Here is a 15,544-nt window from a genome sequence, read left to right as displayed (position 1 = left end):
CCGGGCCGGCATCGGCCGGCCCGGCGAACGCATCGCCGGACGCAAAGCCCGATCTGCCTGCTGCTGACGACGCACCATGCAACACCTCCCTGACCACGAGGTGTTGCGACGACCGGTTGAGTCCGCCGTTCGAACCGCGGTCGCTGTGGTGGATCAACTGGCCGTCGCGGACATCCCGGGACCAGATGCCGTATTCGAGGGCGGCGAGGATCAGGTCGGTGTCGCAGCGGTCGGAGGTCTTCCAGCCGACGATGCGGCGGGAGAACGCATCTCGGACCGCGGCGAGCCAGAACACGCCCTCGCCGCAGGGGATGCGGGTGGCGTCGGCGACCCAGAGCCGGTTCGGCCCCGTCGCGGTGAACTGCCGGTTGACCAGATCCGGCGCCGGTGTGTGCCGTGGGTCCTGACGGGTGGAGCCGCCGCGCCAGCCTCGACGCAGGAAGGCACCCTGCCATCCCTGCTCGGCCATCAGCCGCTCGACCCGCTTGCGGCCCACGCGGATGCCGTCGCGGCGTAGCTGCCGGTGGACCCGGTCCGCGCCGTAGGTGCGCCCGGAGGTCTCCCAGATCTCGTGGATGTTGGAGATCAGCCCCAGGTCGACTACGTCGCGGTCGCAGGGCTGCTCAGCCTGCTTGACCCACGCGTAGTACGTCGAGGCGCCGATGTTGAGGACCCGTAGCAGGAGCGCGACCGCGAACTGGTCACGATGCTCATGGATGAACCTCATGACCGTCGCCGGGTCGGGTCGAGCTCCGCCGCGAAATACGCGCTCGCCGCCTTCAGGATCTCGTTCGCCCGCCGCAGTTCGGTGACTTCCCTGCGCAGCCGGCGGTTCTCCTCGGCCATCTCACTGGTCGGCCGGTCGTGACGCTCGTCGGCGTCAGCCTCGGCTTGGCGGATCCAGTTCCTGAGCGCCTCATGATGAACGCCGAGCTGCTCGGCCAGGCGCCGGATCACCGGCTTCGGGTCCGACTCGCGGTACAAACGCACAGCGCGCTGACGTAGCTCATCGGGGTACTTCTTCGGTGCTGCCACGGACGACTTCCTCCCCCCACGGCCATCAGACCATGGTCAAGAAGCTCCATGAAAGCGGGGGTAGTTCAGGTGTCGACCCGCCGCAGTGTGTGCGGCAAGGTGCGGGCGGCGTCGGCGATGACATACGCGTCGCGGGCGTCGGTCTTCGCCGAGCCGGGATGCAGGTCAGCGATTCGGCGCATCGCCAGGCCGGGCAGGTAAGCAACCTGATGCCCGGCCGCCCGCGCGACCGCCACCGGCAGGGCGCCGATCGAGGCGGGCTGGTCGACCACCACCAAGACCCGACCATGACGAGCCAACTTGTCGAACAGCTCCCGCAGCCGGACCTCGGTGTTCGGCAACGGTCCGTCATGCAGCCGTCTGCCGTCCGGGGTCAACCCGACCGCGTGATGACCTTCCTTACCGACGTCCAAGCCCAGGAAGACGCCGTATCCGTCGTGCACCACACCCGCCTCCACGCATCGCATCGTGGCCTCGGCCGCAGTCAGGGCGTCGGACTGCCGGCAGCCACGTTACGAAGAGACCTACCCCGAACACGGGGTGGCCGTGTCCCTATCAGCGGTCCGCCGACGCCACCCGACCCGGCGACAACACCCCCCGGATCATCCGAACGACAGGGGCAGGAAGTCATACCGGGCCGGGCGACCGAGGGTCCCCGGCTGGGGACGATCAAAAAGACCTCCGATCTCCGCAACGGTCAAGAGCCGGGCATGATTCATCCGTGGACGTGTACGAGCGTTTGCTGCTGCTGGCGCGGTCGGATGTGTGGTCGGATCGGGCGCGTGCTGGCTGGGAGCTGAGCGCTTTCGTCGGGCATGACCCGGTGGACGCGGTGATGCAGGCCCTTCTGCTTGATCCTGGTGATACGGCTGTCACGGACGCTGCTGCCGAGGCGTTACTGCGGCGCGGGGACGCGGCCGCGTTGCGTCTGTTCGCTCGGGCCTGGCACGTGGCGGAGCCGGAGACGGCGGATCATCTCAGTGGTGCGCTGAGCGCTGTCCTGTTCGAGCTGACTTGTTCCACGTTGCAGGATCGCGCCCGTTTCCAGGCTGTGCTGCATGGGTTGCTGACTGACGCCGATTCGGCGGTCGGCGTTGGTGCCCAAGACCTGCTTGACCGGACCGCGAAATCGCTGTCCGTTTGATCTCAGGGTCGAGCAGGCGTCAGCTGGGAAAATGCCTTGGCCGGGTCGTAGACCTGGTTGGTGGCCAGGCAGTGATGCAGGCAACCGAGCAGCCGGTTGAAAAGGTTGCGGAGGGCAGCCGGGTGGCGGTCGCCGTGGTCGCGGCGGCGTTGGTAGTGCTGCTTGGCGGGTTCGGCGTGGGTGGCCGCGACGAATGACCAGAGGTAGCCGGCGGCAGCGAGGCGGTCGTTCTTGACCTTGCGGTGGGTGATGGAGACGCTGCGGCCGGACGCGCGGGTGACGGGTGCGGATCCGGCGTATGCCTTCAACGCCTGTGCGTCGGCGAAGCGGGTGCGGTCGTCGCCGATCTCAGCGAGGACGCGGGCGCCGGTGACGTCGGCCAGGCCGGGAAAGCTGGTGACGATCTCGTGGTCGGGATGGCGGCGGAACGCTTCACTGGTGGCCTCGGTGAGCTGGTCGACGCTGGCGCACTCGACGTTCAGTGTGGCCAGTAGCGCGAGGGCCTGGGTGCCCATCGCGGCCTCGACCATGGGCAACTGCCGCAACTGCGGACGGCGCAGGGCTTCGCGGAGCTCGGCGGCGAGTTCGTCGACGCCGCGTTGCCGGCCTCCGCGGCGCAACGCCGCCGCGATCCGGGTGCGTGACAGCTTGGCTGCGCCCGCTGGCGTCGCTGCGATGGCCAACACCGCGCGGGCGTCCGGGCTGGTCAGGTGCCCTTTCCTACCGGCGAACGCGGCGAGGAATCCGGGGAAGTACTCCCGCAGCAGCGACCGCAGCTCGTTCGACGCCCGGGTCCGCCGCCACGTGGTGTCCTGATGAGCACAGGCGAGCACCGCCACGGCCTGCACGAGTTCACTGTCGGCCGGTAGCGCCCGGTGCGCGTGGGCGTCGGTGCGCAGGATGTTGGCCAGCACCATCGCGTCGATGTGGTCGGACTTCTTCCGCGAGACCGCGTACCGCTCCCGGTAACGTGCCACCGCCATCGGATTGATCGAGTACACCCGGCGCCCGGTCGCGCGCAGGGCCGCGACCAGCAGCCCACGTGGTGTCTCGATCGCCACCGGAATCGGCTCATCGACGTTGTCGCCAGCGGCGGCGAGCATGTCGACCAGCACGGCGAACCCTTCCAGGTCGTCGCCGATGCGGCGCTTGTCAATCAACTGGCCGTGCTCGTCGACCAGGGCAATATCGTGGTGCCGCTCGGACCAGTCGATGCCGCAGAACACCTTCAACCTTTACTCCTTCCTCGTGACCTGGTTGCGGACCCTGGCGGGAACGCGCGGCGCCCTAATGACGAGGCTCTGTGGCCTACCCTCCGATGAGCCGTTCGCGATTCCAGCGACCCGCACGGTTCCGGTCTTCGCGTTCAGAGCTCGTCGGCTCCCGGTTCGCGAGGTGTCTGCCGTGCGGGCGGGCTACAACCACGATCAACATGCTGCCTCAAGCCACAGAGGTGATCCGGACACGCCGGCCCGCCGGTCTTGCACGAGGCCTCACCGGCCCAGAGGTGTGCAGGCGTGTACTCGACGAGTCGGACCACCGCCAACGACCCGTCGCCACCTACGCTGCCGATCTTTTTGAAGACCTTCGAAGGTCGGGTAACGGGCAGGCATCCCGCGAGCCGCGACGGGCCGTTCGGGATTCATTAGGTAACGGGTCATGAGCGTTCCGGGATGTAGTAGGGGCGGTTGTGCGCGGCGACTGGCGGCGACTGAACGCTCCAGGTGCCGACGGCGGAAGCGCGATCGAGCAGCGCGGCCAAGTCAACGCAAGCGGGAGCGTCGGGATCGACGATCTCCACGGCGACGCGGTCCGCCGTGACGGGGTCGAGCAGGCGGAGCAGGTGGGGTTGGTAGACGTTTAAAGAGCCGGCGAGCAGGCTTCCGGCGGGTTCGGTGCCGTAGCCCGTGATCGGGGCGTGGTTGACTTCCGCCGCGCGGAGCCCGTCTAGCCGGGCGTTCAGGGTAAGGATCGGATCACCCGGCGCGCTGATGCTGCCGTCCTCGGTGAAATCCGCGCCGAAGCAAGTGATCTGCCAGCTTTCGCCGCCTGGCCCGTTGGGCGAGGGCATCATGGCGGTGAACCGGGCCGGGTGCTTGGGTTCGGCGAAAAGTTTAGTGCCCGCCTCAATGGCGATTCGGTTGTCGCAAAGCACATGGATACGGCCGAGACCAAGGAGCTTGGACTGGTCAACCCCGCGGGCGTAGTCGGCGTAAGTCAGTGCAGCCAGACGGCGCTCCTCGCTTCGCGGGTAAGCGATGATGCTGATCTCGATCTCCTCGGTGATGCCCGATCCGTCTGCGTACTGGGCGAAGTAGAGCTGGTAATTGATCGAGACACAGGCTCGGTCGTCGAACAACGCGGGGGTCAGTCGCGGGTTGACACGGCTCAGGATTTTCTCAGCCGGTTCAGGGTCGACCAGGTAGTCGATGCCGACGGTATGCAGGGCACCGTAGTGGAACGGTAGCAGAAAAGGTTCGGCGATGGGCGGCAGAGACAGATTCGACATGCTGACATCCGTCACAGTTAGGTACTCCCCTGGGGGTAGGTAGTGTTAGGACTCATCGGCCGGCCATGTAATCGTGAAAATAATGTGATGCACGAAATTGCGCAAGGGAGAGTTGCAAGCAGCCGACTTATGACTCGACCTTCCCGACCTCGCCACCTTCGATCGACCCACCACAGTTGCTGGTATTTGGCTCACAGAGGCGCTATCAGGCTAAGCATGCCGACAGCGATAACCATCCGAAACAATTTCTATAGTACCATCGATGGTCATGCTCGTCTAGGGTAACGCAATTTGCCATGACGTCTCCCCTTCAGTCAGATTCCGAAATCCGGCAATGCTCTTGCGCTGTCGGCGCGGCGCTCGCGTCGGAGACCGGGGAGGCGGGCTCGACGATGGGGGAACCGCTGTGCCGTTGCGGGGCGTCGAGGATATCGTCGACGGCTGTCCGCACGGCGGCGAGTGCTTGGTTGAGTTGCTCGACGATGAAGAAATGGCCACCCTCGAACATGCGGATCTCCGTCGGCGCGGAGGTGGCGTCCCGCCACGATTCGAGCTCGCATGGCCGGACACCAGGATCGCTGTCGCCGCCAAGCACCAACACCGGCAGGTCCAAGATCGGCCGTTCGGCGAATCGATAGTTCGCCGCCGCTTGGTAGTCGGAGCGAAGGACGGTGACCAGCAGCTCACGATACTCGGAGTTGTCGAGCAGATCGTCCGGTATTCCAACTTGAGAGGCGACGGCTTCCAGAAACTTGTCGTCGGGTAGCCGACACAGATCCGGCACGGGTGAGGGCAGCTGCGGTGCCGCGAATCCGGAGGCGATCAGCAGTGCGGGCGGACGTCGCGCCGCCACTAGCCGGTGCGCGAGCTCGAAGGCGATAAGGGCACCCATGCTGTGGCCCAGGAGCGCGAACTCGCCTTCGCCGGCCCGAGCGATGATCGGCAGCATCAGGTCGTCGGCGAGCTGTGCGATCGAGGGGAAGGACGGATCGGCGATTCGTCGTTCCCGACCGGGAAGCGATGCCGGGACGACGTCGATCTGGTCGCCCGTGTGGGACGCCCAGTCACGAAAGAACGTCTGGTCACCACCGGCGTGCGAAAAGCAGAACAGTGTCAGGCGGGCACCCGTGGCCGTCGCGGCGGTGGGGAACCAGGTGTCCACGGCACTTGTCATCGCTGGTCCGAATTCGGGAGCCGCACCAGCGGTGACAGCTTGTTCTCTTTCGACACAAGGTTGACGGCCCGCTCGGCGCGCGCGGCGTCATGAAGGAATCGGTTAACGCTTTTACGAATCTCGGAGAGATCTTTCACCTGAGAGTCCTTTGGTTCGCGTGCCTGAGCGCCGACGTCGTTCACACGCGTGTCGAACGGGAAACAATGATCAGACGATCGCCGTACCCGGCCGCGCCACCAGCAGAGGCGGCGGACTCGGGGTGTCGATCGTGCACCCGACCGAATGTCTCCCCGGACCGTACTGGTCGGCATGTACATTGTCGATTGGCGCGGTTCATCTGACGACCGCATCCGGAGGTCACGGACAGAGCGAAGCCGTCCATCGCATCCTTCCCAAGTGTTCAACTGCGCACCGTCGTCAGTTGAACACCTGTGGATCCTCGTCGAGCCAGTCTCCCGCGCTACGTGTCAACGGTCATTTGGATCGCCGGGTGGCGCCCACTCTCTACCGCAACACCGAGTACTCGCTAAATCACCTGATCGAGGACATCCGGGTCGGACGCATTGGCGTGCCCGACATACAGCGTCACTTCGTCTGGCCGGCCGCCAAGACCCGAGACCTGTTCGGCTCGATGTACCACGGCTACCCCCTTGGCACCCTGATGTTCTGGGAAACCGGCGCGGAGGCTGGCACCCGCCAGATCGGTATGGAGTCCGCCGCCGAGCGCCGCAACTCCTCATCGTTGACGGGCAGCAGCGACTGACCTCGCTGTTTGCCGTACTCACCGGCAGGCCGGTGCTGACCAAGTCGTTCGAGCAGCGTCGCATCCGCATCGCCTTCCTGCCGGAAAATCAGACCTTCGAGGTGACAGACGCCGCTACAGATCTTGAATGGCCAGGTTCGTCCGATGTGGTCTGTGTGACGGCTTCGGGCTGGGGTAGATCGATGGGATGAGGTATCCCGATGGAGGTGGGTTGTCCGCGCGGGGGCGGGCGAAGCGTGAGGCGGTACGACGGCAGGCGGCCGGGTGGTTCGTCGAGGATGTGTCGGTGCCGGAGATCGCGCGCAGGTTGCGGGTGTCGCAGACCGCGGTGTACGGGGTGGCGTAAACGGTGGAAGGCCGGTGGTGAGCAGGCCCTGGCCTCGAAAGGGCCCGGTGGGTCTCGGTGTCGTCTGGATGAGGGGCGGCTGCGACGGCTGGCCGATGCCCTGGAACAGGGGCCGGCGGTCCATGGGTTCGGCGCTGATCAGCGGTGGACCCTGGCGCGGGTGTCGGACCTGATCGCGCGGATGTTCCGTACCCGGTACACGCTGCGGGGCACGGCGAACATCATGTACCGGCTGGGCTGGTCGGTGCAGGTGCCCAAACACCGTGCCGTCGAGCGGGACGAGGCCGCGGTCATCACCTGGCGGCGGGAGACGTGGCCGGCGGGAAAACGGTAGCGGCGCAGCGTCAGGCGTGGCTGGTCTTCGAAGACGAGGCCGGCCAGACGCTGCGCCCACCGAAGGCACGGACCTGGGGGCGACGCGGCATCACCCCGGTCGTCCCGGTCACCGGCAAAGGATCCGGGCGCGTCTCGATCGCCGGGTTGACCTGTTACCGGCCCGGACAGCGGTCGCGGTTCATCTATCGACCACAATGTATTCAACGCCGGTTGTCAAGCGGGGCACAGGCCGCGCGTTTGAGTCGGAGCCAGCGGGAGTCCGCCGGCTCAACTCTTGATCTTGACGTTGGCTCTCAACGAACGATTCGGCGATACGCAGGGTGAGTAGATCGCGCTTCTGGTCGGCCCGAGCCCTTGGTGGTACTGCGGGTTGCCGTTGACTAGGAGCACAAGGACACCCGGCGGGACGCAGTCTCCCGCTTCTCCTGTCGTACCGCTGAGAGGGCTTGGACGCGTTGGGTGGGCAGCGTCGGAGGCACGACTTCGGGCCGGCTTCTACGGTCTTCACCGCCCTGTGCTGCCATGCAACGACCTATCTCGGGACCGGATCTCACCGACAGGGCCTGCTGGATTCAGGCAGTGGGGGACGGTGACGTAGCAAGGCCGAGAACGCCGGTCGTGAGGCCGTCACCGATCTCGTGGGCCAGGGCGACTCCGGTCGCGGCTGCCCGTTCCAGGGCGGTGCGGAACTCAACGAGCTTCCGGAATGCCTGTCCGTACGCTTGCTGCTGGTCCAGCGGCATCACCGGGATGGACAGTCGCCGGATGTCGATGCGGAGTACGCCGTTGGTGGCGCTGGAGGCTCGGCCGGCGATTCGTGCGTTGTCTGGGCGGGAGATGACACCCGCGACGAACCATGGGTCGAAGCGGTCGGGGTCGACGCGGATCAACTGGACGCTGGGCCCGAGTCTGGCTCCGATCTGTTCCGGGGTGGCGACTCGGGCGTTGATCTTGCGACCGATGACGGGAACGAGGATGTCGTCGGTGGCCACTTGTGGCGATGGGTCGTCTTTCGCGATCCAGGCGGTCGTTCCGGTGGCCGGTCCGCCGGAGAGGATGTCGTCGGCGGTCAGTACGGCGACGTTGGAGGTGTCGCTGGTTGATCGGCTACGGGTGGTGGCGCGTTGGACGGTGATGGTGCCTGATCGGATCAGGTCGACGATGTCCGCCTGGGGTGCCGCGCGTAGGGGTGCTGCGGGTGTGTCGCGTACTGCGGGCAGGATCGTTCGCACCTCGTCGAGGAGTCGAGCGAACTCACTCACTCTGGTAATGATCTGGGTGGGCGTGGCGACGGACTCGCCGGCCTGCGGTAGGTGGCGTTGTGGTGTGAGGTCGACCTGGTCGTCGAGGAAATCGATGGCGGGTACGGTGCGGTGGACACCGGGGAGCTCCGTATCGTCGCCGGACCGGTGGGCACGCCAGGCGGTGTCGACGATCTCGGTGAGGGGTCGGCTGGTCGATGCCGTGGTGGTGTCGACCACGAGCAGGTTGGCTGCTTGTGGTTGGTGCGGTTCGGGTTGGGTGAGGACCCAGACGTGTAGTCCGATGCCGGTTGGTGGCATCAGGCCGGCGGGCAGGGCGATGACCGCGCGTAGTGCGCTGTGGCGGACCAGTTCGGCGCGGACCCGGCGGCCTGCGGGGCGTGCCGCGGCGGCGGGGGGCATGAGTACGACGGCGGTGCCGCCGGGGGAAAGGTGCGCCAGGGCGTGTTGCACCCAGGCGAGTTCGGGTTCGGTCCGTGGTGGGAGTCCGTAGGACCAGCGGGGGTCGTACGCGAGACGGTCGTGACCCCAGTCGTGGATGCCGAAGGGGAAGTTGGCCACCACGACGTCGGCCCGCAGGTCGGGTAGGGCGTCGGAGAGCAGGCTGTCGCCGATCCGTACGACGGGCGGCTCGGCGTCGGGCTTGGCCTGCCTAGCCCGCAGGTGCACGAACCAGAGCCGGAGCAGGGTGATCACGGCGTAGTGCCGGTTGATCTCCTGGGCGTAGCAGCGGGCGGGGGTGCAGTTGCGTAGTGCCCGGTCGGCGGCCATCCGCAGGATTGATCCGGTGCCGCTGGTGAAGTCGAAGATGTGGGCTCCGGGGCCGGCGAGGGTCAGCATCACGTCGGCTACGACGTCCGGGGTGCCGGCGAGGCCGGACATCGAGTGGGCTGAGGTGACGTACTGGTTGTGCAGGTGTTCGAAGGCGGCCTCGGGGCCCTGTTCCGCGCCTAGTTGGTCGACCGTGCGGAGCAGGGTGGTGAGCTGTGCGGTCCACTGCCCAGGCAGAACGTCGCCGATGAGTTCGGCCAGGCCGGCGTCCAGGGTCCGCAGGTGGGTGACGAGTTGCTTCGGTGTCGGCAGCCCGGCGTCGGGGGGTGTGCCCTGGTCGGCGCGGACGAGCAGGAGTGCGCCGGCGATGCCGAGGACGTCGTTGATCTGGCTGGCGGGCTGGTAGCTCTCGATGTGTCGCCAGGCCCACTGTTCGGCGCTCGCCTGGTGCAGCCGGCCGTGGCGGCGCAGCCAGTCCTCCACGTGGCGGGCGTCGAAGGACGGGCTCGTCGGCGTGCCGCCTACCGGGGTCGGGAAGTCGGCGTACCGGCGTCGCCAATTGCTCACCGCTGCCCTGCCGACGTTGGCCATTCGTGCGATGCCGCTGGCGGTCAGGGTGGCCTCGTTCGGGGCCATGCTCGGCTCTCTTGTCACCCGTGAACGCTAGCACGCCATACAAACCTTGTGCACTCGGTTCACAGAGTCTTTGTTGCTTTCTGGTTCCGCCAACCGAGCATCTGGAGGGGACATGCCCCGTCGTGGACGTAGCACCACCATCGGGAAGATCGGGAAGATTCATCAGGACCGCCGGGTGTCCGAGATCAGGGTGCTCGGTGAGCTGCTGCGACGTGAGCAGGGCCCTGAGTCCGGTCTGGTATCGCCGCCGCAGGACAGGTGGGCCGGCTCGGAAGCCCGCTGACCGGTTCGCCCTATCCATCAACTATCGAAGGAGGACCATGAACACCTTTGCGCGTACCTCACCTGCCGGCCGCCCTGTCCCTGCGCTTTCCGCCGGTGACGTACGTCTGCCGCGGCGCCGCCCGGTGGGGAGCCGGTTCAACGGGTCTCGCAGCGTCCCAGGTGTACGCACGAGTGTGCCTTGATCCCGTCGTCGGTGCGGCCATCGCGGACGCGTACATGGCGGCACCGGTCCGGGACGAGCGGGCCTATCCCGCCTTTGCCGCGTTCTGCCGGGAGACGGTGCGGCAGTACCGCTTCCTGGTGGGCCGCGTGGAGTTCGGTGGCCTGGGCGTCACGGTACGGGTCGTCGACACCGATCCCTACCCGGACGTCGCGTCGATGGTCGACGACGTACGGCAGCGGCGGCTGAAGGTGTGGTCCACCGCGGCCGGCGGCAGTCCGCACCCGTTCCTCAGCGACGGTGAGAATGACATGTTCCGGGCGGTGCACGACGTGTTCGGGCATGCGGCCACCGGTCGTGGCTTCGACCGGCATGGCGAGGAGGCGGCGTGGCTGAAGCACAGCAGCATGTACTCGCCGTTGGCCCGGCGGGCCCTGGCGACCGAGACTCGTGGTCAGAACTGCGCGCGGATCTTCCGCTCTGGTGGTGGTCGCTTTCCTGAGCAGAAAGCGGTGTTGCTGCCCCGGTTGTTCAGTGACCCGCGATCGGTGTCCGTCCGGGAGGGCTGCCGTGGGATAGGTGGCTCCTCGCCGAGGTTCGCGATCTCCTCGCGTAGGTGCTGCACCGCTGGGTGCTCCGGCCCCTGCACCTGGATCCGGTCCTGCAGAAGGTCGTGAAGCAGTCTCGACGCCCGGCTGTGCTCGCCGAGCGCCCGGTGGGCGCGGGCGACACCCAGCCGGGCGTCGAACACCAGCGGGTGGTCGTCGCCGTGCTGCTGGGCGTGCCGGTCGGCCAGCTGTCGCCACTGCCGGGCGGCGGCCCGGTACTCGCCTGCGGCGTGCAGTTGGTCCGCGTGCTCGGCGGTCGGCTGTACGTCGGGGAGGGCCGGCTCGGTGGTGGTCGGCGGGGCGGGAGAGGTCTGCTGGGGCACGCGTCCGACGATCGCGGCGTAGGTCCGTACCGCCCCGACGGTGTCGGTGAGGACGCCGGGGATCGGTGGCAGGTCGTGGCAGAACGGTGCCAGCACGGTGTAGACGTCGGCGGCGCTGGCGGGTCGGTCTCGGGGATCGGTCGCCAGCAGCGCATGCACCAGGTCGTCGAGCTCGTCGGGGGTGTCCGGCCGTAGCTGGGCGGGGCGTGGCGGAGGTTCGTAGATCTGGCGTCGCAACGTCGTCGTGGTGGTCGTCTCGCCGAAGGGAGGCTGACCGGTGAGCAGGTCGAAGAGCGTGGCTCCCAGGCCGTACAGGTCAGTGCGGTGGTCGGTGGGTTCGCCGAGCACCTGCTCCGGTGCCATGTAGCCCCAGTGCCGCCGAGATGACCAGCGGGAGGGCCACTTCTGCCAGGTCCGGCTGCAGCTTCGGTCCGGCGGGGCACTCCGACGATTCGTAGGGCCGCAGTGAGGCGACGGCGTTCGATCAGCCGGTCGACGACGACGAGTGCGGCGAGGCACAGCAGGAGGGTGAAGGCCATCAGCGCGCCGATGATCACCATGACGGCCGCGCCTCCAAGACCCTGGATGGAGCCGAGGAAGCCCTGGATGTTGGATGCGGGGGCCTGGGTGCCGAGGATCTGGCGGGCCCGTTCCAGCACGGGTTCCGGGCTGGCCGACCACCGAGCTTTGCTTTCGAACGGTGGAACGGGCAGGAGATCCATCAGGTTGATGGCGACTCGCCGGACCCACCGTCGGTGGCTCCATCGCCTCGGTCTTCCTCGCTGAAGTGCGAGGAACGGATCGAACCGCCATCAGCCAGCAGGATCACCTGGTAGCCGTCAGCGACGAGAGCATCAAAGATGTCCGCTCCCAGCTTCGGTTCCCGCGAAGGAAACTCCAGCTTCAGTTCGATCACGTACGGGTGACTGGCGAACGGCTCAAGATCGGCGGGATCGAACTGTACCCAGAATTTGCCCCCAGCAAGGGTGCCCACCATCGACTGACTCTCACCCGGTATCTCTCGAACGGTCGCACCCGCCACCCGAGCGACCACGTCCACGAGCCGCTCGAACGACCGCGGTGGGTCGACGCAGCCCACCACGAGCTCGTAGTCCGTCATGACTCTTCACTCCTCCCACGTGTCGATCGCCGGACGATCGCGATGGTCGGCGATCGTGCGGAGGGGTTGCCGCTACGGGGTCGCCGCCCACGGCGGCGCGGGCGGGTTTGCGCTGACCTCGGTACGGGGTGGGACCGGCCAGTCTGGGATCAAGGTGGTTTCTCCGGTGAGTTCGAGGGCGGTGATCGTGGCCAAGTCCTGTACCGCCTGGACGAAGCCCTCGACCCACATCAGCGTGATGGACGTCTTGCCGTCCTTGCGGTCATACAGGGTCCCGGAATCGTTCGGCGCGGTTTGCGGGTCGTCGCCGTGCGCGAGCCGGTTCCGGACCGCCTTGGCATCCCGTAGGTAGTTGTCGAGGCGCTGCGCCTCGATGGTGGTCCAGAGCCAGCGCCCACCGCGACCCGGCTCGGGCTGCGCGCGAACCCGGGCCCGCCACTGACCGGTGACATCCGGGACGCCGAGGTGCTGGCCGAACCGCTGCCGTATCCGTTCCATGGTCGCCGGCGTGTTCTGCTGGGGGCCGCCGTGCGCGCCGATCAACTGGTTGAAGAACATCTCGAACGGCCCGTACGTCAGAAGGAACGCCCCGTACCTCATGCTCCGGTAACGGGAGTTTCGCCTCGCCTCGTCCATATTGTCGCGGTGGATGGTGATCAGATCCACCGGCGTCACCATACGCACCGCCAAGACGCCCAACGCTTCCTCAACCGCTGCCGCATCCACCACGACGGCAAGCGTACTGACAGACGTGAGTCGTCGACAGCCAATCTCGACACGAACGCGGCCAGCTCGACCCCAGCCACCGCCGACCGACACACCCCCGGTCGGATTCCTGGGCCAGCCGCGGCACCGTTCCGCTGGGCAGCACAGGTTGAGCGCCCCTCAGCGCGTGGGCAAGCGGAACTGTAGGCGCATGCTGCGGCCGGCCACGCGGTAGAACTCGAAGCCGCCGGTGGCCAGTGGATTCGGCAGGATGTGGAGGCGTCGGCGCACCGGATCGAGGGCGTCGGTGACGAAGGCGATCAGGTACTCCTCGTCGGCCGCGAGGGCCTGCGCCCGGCGGACCTCGGACTCTCCGAGGGTGATCTGAAGCGTGGTGTCGGTAGTTGCCTTGACCTCGATGAGGATGCGCTTGTCGGTTGTGTTGACCAGGAAGTCGTAGCCGAGACCGTCGTCGCCGTCGTCCGGGAACCGGATCCGGCGGTAGCCGGATTTCCAGGTGGTCTCGGGTGGATAGCCGAACCGGTGTTGAATCCACTCGCCGACCAGGAGTTCGCCGGCGAGGCCCACCCTCGCGGTCACCTCCGGCGGTGCCGTGGTGGCTCGCAAGCCTCCTCCCAGGCTGGACCCGCCGGTCCTCGTCGGTTCTCTGGGCAGTGTCGTGGGTGGGGCGGACGGCAGCGGCGGCGTTGCCAGAACCTCGGCCGGGACATCCGAGCGAACGGTGTTGATGAATGCCTGAGTTTCCTCTGGTTCGTGGCCGAACTTCTTCGTGCCGTAGGTCGTGGCCACTGAGATTTGGTGCTGTTGTTCGGTGGCCAAGGTCAGGCGCTCCTGGGCTCTCGTCAGGTCCTGCGGGGAGAGGCCCAGGAGCGTGGGCGCGATCTCCTGTGGCATCGACTCCGGCCACTGGCTGTGGGAGTACAGCCAGCTGATGACGTGGGCCTGCGTGAGCCGGCGGAAGTCCATGCTGCCGTCTGCGGCCATTTGGGCAGCGACCGACTCGGGCGCGCCCGGCCTGCGGTTGCTGGTCGTCGCGGATCGGTGCAACCATGCTTCTACCGCGATCTTGGCGGCGGCCGTCACACGTGTGGCGGTGCGCTGGCCGACTTCCCTGAGTTCGTTGACGGACGGCAGCGGAACCGCTGTAGGCGCTGGTGCTGGGGAGACCCGGTCGAGCCAGTCGGCGGTCCGTCCTTGGAGTAGCGGCTCGGAGATCTCCCAGTAGGAATCCAGCCACTCCGGATCGGGGCCGAGGTCGGGGAGGTCGCGCAGCCGGAGGTAGTCGGTCAACGGTTCGCCGCGCTCGGCGACGGCGAGGTATCGATCCCGGAGTTCGTCCTGGATCCCGGTGCGGTGCCGCTGGAGGTGGGCCGCGAACTGTCGGGCATGCCCGGTGCCGTTGTGCAGCGGCGCCAGGCCCACGGCGCGGAGACCTTCGTTGGCCGTGGCCAGCATGACGTTCAGTTTCTCGATCGTGATGTGCAGGTCGTCCTCATCGGCGAGGGCGAGCGCCGTGTCGGCGTGGATGCCACGGTCCGACAACCAGGCACGAAGGGGCCAGGTCACCGGCTGGGGTGTGCAGCAGGAGCACCGCGTCCCGTTCGATCGGCCACAGCAGCCAGCTCTCCGGGCCCGGCGGCGTGCTACCCGTGGAGGAGTTGCTCGCGCAGGATGTCTGCGTGCCCGCAGTGCTGGGCGAGCTCACGTAGCACGTGGAGGTACACCCACCGCAGCGGAAGCGGACCCCGCCGGTTCCCGCGCAGGATGTCGTCGAGGCCCAACGACGCCGTCGCCCGGCGTGCTGCCGCGCAGGCCTCACGGTGGGCCTGCCGGACGGTGGCGATCGTGTCGTGGTCGTCGAGGACGAACGAGTCGTCCGACCGCTCCGGGAGGCCGAGCTCGGCGCGCGAGCGGCAGGTGACGGCCTCGTCGAACCAGACCCTCTCCACGAAGGTCACGTGCTTCACCAGGCCCAGCAGCGTGGTCTGGGAGGCCACCAGCGAACGACGTGCCTGTTCCTCCGTCAGCCCGTCCAGGCAGCCGTTGAGCGCGTCGCGGTGCTCGTCGAGGAACGCCTCGAACTGGGCCTGGGCTGGTTGGGCGACGACCTGTTCGGCGAAGGTGGGCGGAAAGGCAGGCATGGGAGAAGCATCGCAGACGTCCCGGGCGGGCCGCGGAGCCGGTGCGGAGAAAACGGCTGGCGGACCACCCCGGCCGCTGCTAGTGTCCTGCGCCGGAAATTCGCCTACAAAATCGTGCGAGTGATTCGAGGATCTCTTCGGCGGTCTTGGTCCAGGTAAACGGCCGTGGGTCGCGGTTCCAGTCGGCGATCCAGGAGCGGATGTC

General features: G+C 67.3%; 18 protein-coding genes and 1 pseudogene. 5 read left to right on the top strand and 14 right to left on the bottom strand.

Features of this window, described 5'->3' with window-relative positions; translation table 11 throughout:
- The 3 genes and pseudogenes from AC0AIB_RS29655 to AC0AIB_RS29645 form a co-directional block, all read right to left on the bottom strand.
- Positions 1 to 727, bottom strand: a 727-nt coding sequence (locus AC0AIB_RS29655; protein WP_465097926.1) for an IS3 family transposase, incomplete at its 3' end; no start/stop codon positions are given.
- Entirely contained in the window at positions 724 to 1,035 is a 312-nt protein-coding gene (locus AC0AIB_RS29650) for a transposase (RefSeq protein ID WP_067308719.1), read from the bottom strand. The genes AC0AIB_RS29650 and AC0AIB_RS29655, both read right to left, overlap by 4 nt.
- A gap of 71 nt (positions 1,036 to 1,106) precedes the next feature.
- Positions 1,107 to 1,502: pseudogene (locus AC0AIB_RS29645) on the bottom strand (IS110 family transposase); the annotation flags it as partial.
- Between the two features lie 254 nt (positions 1,503 to 1,756).
- On the opposite strand from AC0AIB_RS29645, the gene AC0AIB_RS29640 reads away from it, so the two are divergent.
- Positions 1,757 to 2,179 carry a hypothetical protein gene (locus AC0AIB_RS29640; RefSeq protein WP_465097925.1) on the top strand — a complete coding sequence of 141 codons (423 nt, stop codon included), beginning with the start codon at positions 1,757 to 1,759 and terminating at the stop codon, positions 2,177 to 2,179.
- A 2-nt stretch (positions 2,180 to 2,181) separates the two neighbouring features.
- Here AC0AIB_RS29640 and AC0AIB_RS29635 read toward each other — a convergent pair whose 3' ends face one another.
- From AC0AIB_RS29635 to AC0AIB_RS29620, 4 genes are all read right to left on the bottom strand, one after another.
- Complete coding sequence (locus AC0AIB_RS29635) at positions 2,182 to 3,411, bottom strand: IS110 family RNA-guided transposase (protein WP_465097924.1); 1,230 nt, start codon at positions 3,409 to 3,411, stop codon at positions 2,182 to 2,184.
- Between the two features lie 425 nt (positions 3,412 to 3,836).
- Positions 3,837 to 4,688: a hypothetical protein gene (locus AC0AIB_RS29630; protein ID WP_465097923.1), complete on the bottom strand. Its 852-nt coding sequence runs from the start codon at positions 4,686 to 4,688 to the stop codon at positions 3,837 to 3,839.
- 310 nt (positions 4,689 to 4,998) lie between these two features.
- Entirely contained in the window at positions 4,999 to 5,850 is an 852-nt protein-coding gene (locus AC0AIB_RS29625) for a thioesterase II family protein (RefSeq protein ID WP_465097922.1), read from the bottom strand.
- An 8-nt stretch (positions 5,851 to 5,858) separates the two neighbouring features.
- Positions 5,859 to 5,999, bottom strand: coding sequence for a hypothetical protein (locus tag AC0AIB_RS29620; RefSeq protein WP_465097921.1), 141 nt, complete (start codon positions 5,997 to 5,999; stop codon positions 5,859 to 5,861).
- 122 nt (positions 6,000 to 6,121) lie between these two features.
- Between AC0AIB_RS29620 and AC0AIB_RS29615 the strand changes: the two genes are divergently transcribed.
- From AC0AIB_RS29615 to AC0AIB_RS29600, 4 genes are read left to right on the top strand one after another with little or no spacing between them, the layout of a single operon-like run.
- The gene (locus AC0AIB_RS29615) at positions 6,122 to 6,625 is read left to right on the top strand and encodes a GmrSD restriction endonuclease domain-containing protein (RefSeq protein ID WP_465097920.1); all 504 of its coding nucleotides are present in this window, start codon (positions 6,122 to 6,124) and stop codon (positions 6,623 to 6,625) included.
- Between the two features lie 32 nt (positions 6,626 to 6,657).
- Positions 6,658 to 6,816: a hypothetical protein gene (locus AC0AIB_RS29610; RefSeq protein ID WP_465097919.1), complete on the top strand. Its 159-nt coding sequence runs from the start codon at positions 6,658 to 6,660 to the stop codon at positions 6,814 to 6,816.
- Positions 6,817 to 6,836: 20 nt separating this feature from the next.
- Complete coding sequence (locus AC0AIB_RS29605; RefSeq protein WP_465097928.1) at positions 6,837 to 6,971, top strand: hypothetical protein; 135 nt, start codon at positions 6,837 to 6,839, stop codon at positions 6,969 to 6,971.
- Between the two features lie 28 nt (positions 6,972 to 6,999).
- Entirely contained in the window at positions 7,000 to 7,305 is a 306-nt protein-coding gene (locus AC0AIB_RS29600) for a helix-turn-helix domain-containing protein (protein WP_465097927.1), read from the top strand.
- A gap of 574 nt (positions 7,306 to 7,879) precedes the next feature.
- Here AC0AIB_RS29600 and AC0AIB_RS29595 read toward each other — a convergent pair.
- From AC0AIB_RS29595 to AC0AIB_RS29565, 7 genes are all read right to left on the bottom strand, one after another.
- Positions 7,880 to 9,994, bottom strand: a complete 2,115-nt coding sequence (locus tag AC0AIB_RS29595) for an N-6 DNA methylase (RefSeq protein ID WP_465097918.1) — start codon at positions 9,992 to 9,994, stop codon at positions 7,880 to 7,882.
- Positions 9,995 to 10,396: 402 nt separating this feature from the next.
- Positions 10,397 to 10,795, bottom strand: coding sequence for a hypothetical protein (locus AC0AIB_RS29590; RefSeq protein WP_465097917.1), 399 nt, complete (start codon positions 10,793 to 10,795; stop codon positions 10,397 to 10,399).
- Positions 10,796 to 10,875: 80 nt separating this feature from the next.
- Positions 10,876 to 11,715 (bottom strand): serine/threonine protein kinase, encoded by an 840-nt coding sequence (locus AC0AIB_RS29585; RefSeq protein WP_465097916.1) that lies wholly within the window; start codon positions 11,713 to 11,715, stop codon positions 10,876 to 10,878.
- Between the two features lie 358 nt (positions 11,716 to 12,073).
- Positions 12,074 to 12,472: a hypothetical protein gene (locus tag AC0AIB_RS29580; protein WP_465097915.1), complete on the bottom strand. Its 399-nt coding sequence runs from the start codon at positions 12,470 to 12,472 to the stop codon at positions 12,074 to 12,076.
- A 72-nt stretch (positions 12,473 to 12,544) separates the two neighbouring features.
- Positions 12,545 to 13,201, bottom strand: a complete 657-nt coding sequence (locus AC0AIB_RS29575) for a hypothetical protein (RefSeq protein ID WP_465097914.1) — start codon at positions 13,199 to 13,201, stop codon at positions 12,545 to 12,547.
- A 156-nt stretch (positions 13,202 to 13,357) separates the two neighbouring features.
- Positions 13,358 to 14,764, bottom strand: a complete 1,407-nt coding sequence (locus AC0AIB_RS29570; RefSeq protein WP_465097913.1) for a protein NO VEIN domain-containing protein — start codon at positions 14,762 to 14,764, stop codon at positions 13,358 to 13,360.
- Positions 14,765 to 14,841: 77 nt separating this feature from the next.
- Entirely contained in the window at positions 14,842 to 15,339 is a 498-nt protein-coding gene (locus AC0AIB_RS29565) for a DinB family protein (RefSeq protein ID WP_465097912.1), read from the bottom strand.
- Positions 15,340 to 15,544: the final 205 nt, after the last annotated feature.

Source organism: Micromonospora sp. DSM 43699, assembly GCF_055517075.1.
Note: the sequence above shows the minus strand (reverse complement) of the source record. Positions and strands in the feature narration are given on the sequence as shown.

Coding starts and splice junctions, on each gene's coding strand:
- AC0AIB_RS29585 (WP_465097916.1), bottom strand. CDS start 11,715: ATGGCACCGGAGCAGGTGCTCGGCGAACCCACCGACCACCGCACTGAC.
- AC0AIB_RS29580 (WP_465097915.1), bottom strand. CDS start 12,472: ATGACGGACTACGAGCTCGTGGTGGGCTGCGTCGACCCACCGCGGTCG.
- AC0AIB_RS29590 (WP_465097917.1), bottom strand. CDS start 10,795: ATGCCGGTCGAAGCCACGACCGGTGGCCGCATGCCCGAACACGTCGTG.
- AC0AIB_RS29630 (WP_465097923.1), bottom strand. CDS start 4,688: ATGTCGAATCTGTCTCTGCCGCCCATCGCCGAACCTTTTCTGCTACCG.
- AC0AIB_RS29565 (WP_465097912.1), bottom strand. CDS start 15,339: ATGCCTGCCTTTCCGCCCACCTTCGCCGAACAGGTCGTCGCCCAACCA.